Annotated in this window: 6 protein-coding genes, 2 pseudogenes and 1 other annotated feature; of the genes and pseudogenes, 5 read left to right on the top strand and 3 right to left on the bottom strand. The window is 59.1% G+C overall.

Translation table 11 applies throughout. The features are described from left to right. From BTE28158_RS32115 to BTE28158_RS32095, 5 genes and pseudogenes are all read left to right on the top strand, one after another. On the top strand, nt 1-171 hold a 171-nt coding region (locus BTE28158_RS32115), incomplete at its 5' end, for an acyl-CoA synthetase family protein (protein ID WP_496349945.1). A 154-nt stretch (nt 172-325) separates the two neighbouring features. Further along, nucleotides 326-460 (top strand): annotated as a pseudogene (locus BTE28158_RS32110) (transposase); the annotation flags it as partial. A 49-nt stretch (nt 461-509) separates the two neighbouring features. Beyond that, nucleotides 510-1,745, top strand: a pseudogene (locus tag BTE28158_RS32105) (IS3 family transposase). Then, nucleotides 791-907: a sequence feature (AL1L pseudoknot), on the top strand. (Overlaps the previous pseudogene by 117 nt.) A gap of 150 nt (nt 1,746-1,895) precedes the next feature. Continuing rightward, the gene (locus tag BTE28158_RS32100) at nt 1,896-2,123 is read left to right on the top strand and encodes a hypothetical protein (protein WP_151052188.1); all 228 of its coding nucleotides are present in this window, start codon (nt 1,896-1,898) and stop codon (nt 2,121-2,123) included. Between the two features lie 84 nt (nt 2,124-2,207). Beyond that, nucleotides 2,208-2,768: a hypothetical protein gene (locus BTE28158_RS32095; RefSeq protein ID WP_239007486.1), complete on the top strand. Its 561-nt coding sequence runs from the start codon at nt 2,208-2,210 to the stop codon at nt 2,766-2,768. Nucleotides 2,769-2,892: 124 nt separating this feature from the next. Here the strand turns inward: BTE28158_RS32095 and BTE28158_RS32090 are convergent, their stop codons facing one another. The 3 genes from BTE28158_RS32090 to BTE28158_RS32080 all read right to left on the bottom strand — a co-directional run. Beyond that, nucleotides 2,893-3,180 (bottom strand): PAAR domain-containing protein, encoded by a 288-nt coding sequence (locus tag BTE28158_RS32090; RefSeq protein WP_151052186.1) that lies wholly within the window; start codon nt 3,178-3,180, stop codon nt 2,893-2,895. Nucleotides 3,181-3,193: 13 nt separating this feature from the next. After that, nucleotides 3,194-4,252, bottom strand: a complete 1,059-nt coding sequence (locus tag BTE28158_RS32085; protein ID WP_239007487.1) for a T6SS immunity protein Tli4 family protein — start codon at nt 4,250-4,252, stop codon at nt 3,194-3,196. A gap of 2 nt (nt 4,253-4,254) precedes the next feature. Then, nucleotides 4,255-6,083, bottom strand: a 1,829-nt coding sequence (locus BTE28158_RS32080; protein WP_254597378.1) for a lipase family alpha/beta hydrolase, incomplete at its 5' end; no start/stop codon positions are given.

Here is a 6,083-nt window from a genome sequence, read left to right as displayed (position 1 = left end):
GCCGCGTCGGTCACCGAAAGCGATCGCGCGGCGCTCGCGCGCGAGCTGCAGCACCGGATCAAGACGATGGTCGGTGTATCGTCCGGCGTGACGGTGCTGGCGGCCGGCGGCATTCCCGCGAGCGCGACCGGCAAGGCGCGCCGCGTGATCGATTGCCGTCACGCGGCGTGACCCCAGCCCGCCGCCGCCGCTTCAGTCCCGATCGCTTCCTCTTTAGGAGTTCAGTCTGGATTGCTGGTTCGTCGTGATCCGCATTAGGAATCCTGGACCGATTCGAGAGTGAGTTTTGCGGCAAACTTGACCCTGAACCAGAAGGAGGTTTGCCATGAAACGCGAGCGCTTTTCGATCGAACAGATTGTGGCTGTGCTCAAGCAGGCAGAGTTGGGCATGCCGGTGGCCGATGTGATCCGGCAGGTCGGTATTTCGGAACAGACATTCTATCGGTGGAAGAAGCAATATGAACCGCACCGAGTTTTGTGGAGGCTCCAACTCTTGAGAGAATGGAGCCATGAACAAGAAGCCAAGCAAGTTTTCCCCGGAAGTCCGAGAGCGCGCAGTGCGCCTGGTACGCGAGCAGCGTAGCGAGCACCCGTCGATGTGGGCGGCAGTCGAATCGATTGCGCCGATGATCGGCTGCACGCCGCAGACGCTATTGGATTGGGTTAAGCGCGACGGGGTCGACCGTGGAGAGCGCCATGGCGTGAGTACGGCCGAGCGTGAACGCATCAAAGCCTTGGAGCGCGAGGTCAAGGAACTGCGCCGGACCAACGAGATTCTCAAACTGGCGAGCGCATTTTTCGCCCAGGCGGAGCTCGACCGCCGTTTCAAGTCCTGAAGGCATTCATTGATCAGCATCGCGACACCTTCGGGGTCGAGCCGATCTGCAAGGTCTTGCGGATTGCCCCGTCGGGCTACCGACGCCATGCAGCACAACTTCGCGATCCGTCGAAACGCTGCGCCCGCGCGAAACGCGATGAGCTTTTGCAACCGGAGATTAAGCGTGTCTGGCAGGCCAACATGCAGGTCTACGGCGTGCCGAAGGTCTGGAAGCAGATGAACCGGGAAGGCATTGCGGTGGCACGCTGCACGGTCGGACGGTTGATGAAGCTGCAGGGCTTGCGTGGCGCAGTTCGCGGTAAGCGTGTTCGCACGACGATTCCCGATGTGAGCGCGCCGCGCCCGCTGGACCGAGTCAACCGGCAGTTCGAGGCTGACCGACCGAATCAGCTCTGGGTGTCGGATTTTACGTATGTCTCGACATGGCAAGGCTGGCTGTACGTGGCATTCGTGATCGACGTGTTCGCCCGCCGTATTGTTGGCTGGCGCGTCAGCTCGTCGATGACCACGGACTTTGTTCTGGATGCACTTGAACAAGCGCTGTACGCCCGCCAACCGGGCGAGGACGGGACTTTGATACACCACTCCGATAGAGGGGCCCAATACGTGCATTCGCTACAGCGAACGGCTGGCTGAGGCCGGCATCGAGCCGTCGGTCGGCAGCCGGGGCGACAGCTACGACAATGCGCTAGCCGAAACGATCAACGGCCTGTACAAGACGGAACTGATTCATCGGCGCGCCCCTTGGAAAACGAGGGAATCCGTCGAACTGGCTACGCTGGAATGGGTCGCCTGGTACAACCACCATCGGCTGATGGAACCGCTCGGCTATATCCCGCTTGCTGAAGCTGAGGCAAACTACTACAGGCAACTCAGAAATGCCGCTGACGTGTCAGCATTAACTTAAACCAACCAGCCTCCACGATTCCCGGTGCGGTTCAGATACGATAGTGAAAGACGAGACGCGGTTGGAGGACTTTTGGCTTACGTTGTCCGACGCGGCGTTCGATTTTTTTGACGAGAACGAAGTTGGTCGCCTTTTTCGAAGGAGTATCGCATGGCTGTGACAGTCCACATGCCCGACGGTACGGTTAAGGTACTTGGGAACGAGTCCCGTAAAGCCGGGCCCGCAAAGAAGGCTGCTGCGTCGGTGCGTGAGCGCCGGAAATCTTCGCCGAGCACCGGTGCCCGAATTCTAAAGCAGGCGCTGGATCGGCTGGATCAAGTTGACCTGCACGCGGACCAGCGGAAAGAGGCTACCAAGAAGCCGGTACACAGCCGCTGACATCGACGTCGAGTAAAATGGGAAAGAGGGACGCTAAGCGTCCCTCTTTGTATTTGTGGCATTCGCGACCGGCCCGACACGTCGTTGGGCGGCAGGCTTCGCCGCCTGACGCACGCCCACTTCGCGCTGTACCGCGCGTACCTCGAAGGGCTCGACGAAGCGACGCTGCATGCGCACTACGGCGTGGCGGGCATCGACGTGCGTGCGACGCGCCGCACGCTCGCGACGCTGTGCGACACCCTGACGATCGCCGCGCGGCGTGCGCGACACCGACGCGGTGCACCTTCCGTGCCTAAACCCGGTAGCTTGCCGCGCGACGCGCACACCGGCGCTGCGGCTGGCCAGGACGTGCCAACGCTCGAGGCGTTCCGGACCGAGGTGGATCTGAATGCGTTCTACAGCGAGCGCGAGGTCGTCGCGCTGTACGTCGAACCTATCCGCCCACGTCGTCGCCGGCGTTCGATCGGAAAGTCGCGCGCAATCGTCGCCTGTGCGATCGCAAGGACACCGCGCTCGCGCGGATGCCGCATCGAGTACGGTATAGGCGAGCGAGCTTCGTTCTGCAAGCGCGCACCATTTCCGGAAAAGGGTGGCGCATCTCTTGAGTGCGATAGAGGTGGGCCCGAGCGCGCCGGCCGATGGTGAGAACTGACACGTGCGCGATGAAGCGATGCTTGACGAGACTCTCAGTGGAGCGAGGATGCGTCGCCGTGGAAACCAGCCGCGAGATCGGTGCCTGCGGACAGGCTACGTTGCGTGCGAACTCCCGCTAGACCTCCGTGTATGAGGTCGACTGTGACGCAATGAGCTTTGGATGCGGCTCGCACTTGCAGATGCACAGGTCATCGCTTAGAGCCGCTTGGCGCCCATCAGGTCCGGTCATCGAGTGGCGTGGGCCATCGCATTTGATCACCCCAACCGAGCCACAAGCAGGGCACATGACCGGATCGTTTTCGTAGGCTTGCTCTCGACCATTCAGGAGGTCGCCTGAGTCTCCCCTCTGCACGACACCGCCCGCAGTCGTGGTATCTCCCTTGACGATATCGAAGCGTTTCATGGTTGAGCCCTGATCACTTCTGTCCGCGATAGTGAAAGCTGGCAAGGACCGAATCCCAGGCCTGCATGGCCTCGGCCTGGTTGACCGGAGACGTCGCCTCGGTGGGGGGCGTGCCATCGTCGGGCGCCGCGCCGAAGAGCAGTTGGATAGTCAGGTTTGGCTTCGAGAGATCACCTGGAACGCCCGGAGAAAACAGGTAGAAGTGGTAGGCATGGATGCCATCCCCCTGGATATGCACGCCAAATTCAGCGGCTTTCATGCCGGCAACGTCGCGAGTCCCTTTGCGAAGTACATCCACATTCCCTGCGTATTGTTTGAGAGTGGCGTCGTCCTTCGATAGCCGATCGAGGGTCGAGTTTTTCCGATCGCCCTCGACAGACTCTCGCATTGTCACAATAAGGTTCGACGGCCGCCCGTGGACCAGGCGCGCGGCAACCGAGGCGTCGAAACCGGGCAACGGTCTACCACCGATCGCTCCGCCTCGGAAACAGAATGCGCCATCGGACGGAACGTCCCAATCCGACCTCGGCTTGATGTTCTTCAGAATTTCGGAGGCGTTCGAGATAGCCGATCGATCGTAGGTCGCGCCGAATCGATTCTTCAAGACGAACAACGTGTCATTCGATTCAGCATAACCCTCAACGTCATAGACGAGATCCTCTGGCTTGTCGTCGTAGCGACCGTAGACAAAGAGCCGGGAAGCTGCGCTTGGCTCGACGGTCTGATGTAGCCACGGTGTCTTCGTCTGCGCGAATGCCTTGTGCGGATCTTCACGCATTAGCGTGCGCAGCTCCTGTTCACGTTTGCTGACGCGGCTGTCGAACTCTGACTTGCTAACGTTGGGGACGGGCTCAATGGTATAGCCCATGTACTTGTAGTCCTGGACATACACGTCGGCCGTGCGGGGAAGATCAACCGCAAATCGACCAATACACCAAGGACGAGTGTCGGTCATAACCGGTTGCGACATAGAGGACTCCGATGGTTTCTGCGGTGTACAGGCGACCGCGCCAAGCGTTGCGATCGCCAGCGGAAGAATGCTGCGATGAATTCGACGGATAAAATTTCCCATGCTCACGTTTGTATCGATTTCACGATCTTCACTACGCTATATAAGGTTGCCCACCGAGCCCATGGATGGCCGAAACAGCCTTGATGGTCGAAGCCACGCTGCTCGAAGGCGACTTGAACACCCTCTGCGACACCACCTGGCACGCCAGGCTTGAGCCCACGGGCGACCGCTTCGCCCGACCATGACGGGACTGTCCCGTCGCCTGGAATGAAGCCGTGCGCTGCAGCATCCCGGTCGTCTTTGGACTTCTTCATCGCAGTCAGGGTCACCGCCGTATCCTTTACTGAGATACGAATCGTACCAACGCCGTCGTCACTCAAGAGCTTTGCGTTGATCACATCTGCCTCGGTGACACCCTGGGGAAAGTCGCCTTGCCAGATCACGTTGCCAAACGTCCGAAGCGTATAGGCGTCTTCGCTGCGTTCGACTCTCTTCGGAAGGTGAACCGTCATTCCGGTCCGCGCGTCCTTGAATGCTTCCTTCTGGTTTTGGTCCAGTATCCCGTTTCCATAGAAAGCGTACGTGTTCTTATGGTACCTGTTGACCAGCTTCGTTTGTCGCTTAACGACTTCGACCATCGTAGATCTGAATTCCTGGGCGACAGAGACCCCGGGTGCGTTGGTCTTCAATCGCTCCTGCGTGATGCCGGCCGGATCGAGGACGGAGGGAGACTGATCGTGGACCAATGAATACCAGTTCGTGGTGCTGTAGAGCGAGATTGAGTCGCCCGGCCGAGGTAGGGACATCACCGTTTCGCGCCTCATATTCTGGAAGATCCACCACGGTTCCGAACCATGATAATCAGGCATCGGCAGCAGTTCCAGTGGCCCCTGAGCGTTCGCGGTAATTGCCAGGAATTCGTGAGCGCTAAATCCGGCTAGGAGCTTGTTCGCGAAGGCATCCTCGCCCTGTCCGCCGGCGCGAAACCGACGCGCGGCGAGTGGTGCACCGGTCGCCGGCTGCGCACCGTGGATCACGCCGTGCATCAAGCCTTCGTTATTCGCAAGAACGCACGCCATCCGTGCAACGAGACCACCCATGGAGTGGGTGATGATGATTGCTTTCGTTACCTTGTTCTCCGCGCAGATCTCCTTGATCCCCATCAGTCGCTGCTTTTTCCCGTTCTTAGGGTTGGGGCAGTCAACGCCATTGACGACGTCGAACGCTGACTTTTCGTTTGACTGGAGCCAGTTGTATCCGATGGCATAGACCGGATAGCGGTACTTAGCAAATTTCTTGAATTCTTCCGAGTCGGCCGTGATGATGTCCGCCGCTGCTCCAAATGCACCATATGCTTTTGGGTCGGTGCCAAGTAGCGGTTGAACAGTGAAGTCTTGACCGTTCTTATCTGAGGCAACCCAATAGCCAGAGATTTGCCCGTTGTAGTACGGGTGATTTAGCTGCTTTTCCAGCCACGCAAGTGACGAGTGGTAGCTGTCCATATGGACGCTGCCCCAACCGCGTCGACGTGCCTCATCGTTCCCAATGTCACATCCATTGGCATTCACACGACCCCTTGGGGAGACAACCGCGTCGGTGGGGTCGTAGTTCTTCTGCTTGTCGTTGTTGTCCTGAAAAAAATATGTATGGGCAGCAAAGACGCCCTTGGAGGCTAGGTTGTTCGGCGGAGACCATACCTCTTCTCCAGACTTCTTGCTAACCAGGATAGACCCCATGACTCCCGGAATGAAAATGACCGGAATCGCGGGCCGTGGATCGCAGTGAACGATCTTGTTTCGCCAATCGGAATCGGGCGTTAGCAGGCCGTTGAAATACCCCCGCCGATCCGTCACGATGTAGCGAACCCGATCCCAAGGCACGAAGGCAGCAT

Origin of the sequence: Burkholderia diffusa, assembly GCF_902499115.1 — a bacterium.
Classification (GTDB): domain Bacteria; phylum Pseudomonadota; class Gammaproteobacteria; order Burkholderiales; family Burkholderiaceae; genus Burkholderia; species Burkholderia diffusa.
The sequence above is the reverse complement of the archived record's forward strand: the minus strand, read 5'-3'. Positions and strand labels throughout refer to the sequence as shown.

Excerpts from the sequence above, each read along its gene's own strand:
- BTE28158_RS32090 (WP_151052186.1), bottom strand. The coding sequence starts at position 3,180 with ATGAAACGCTTCGATATCGTCAAGGGAGATACCACGACTGCGGGCGGT.
- BTE28158_RS32100 (WP_151052188.1), top strand. The coding sequence starts at position 1,896 with ATGGCTGTGACAGTCCACATGCCCGACGGTACGGTTAAGGTACTTGGG.
- BTE28158_RS32085 (WP_239007487.1), bottom strand. The coding sequence starts at position 4,252 with ATGGGAAATTTTATCCGTCGAATTCATCGCAGCATTCTTCCGCTGGCG.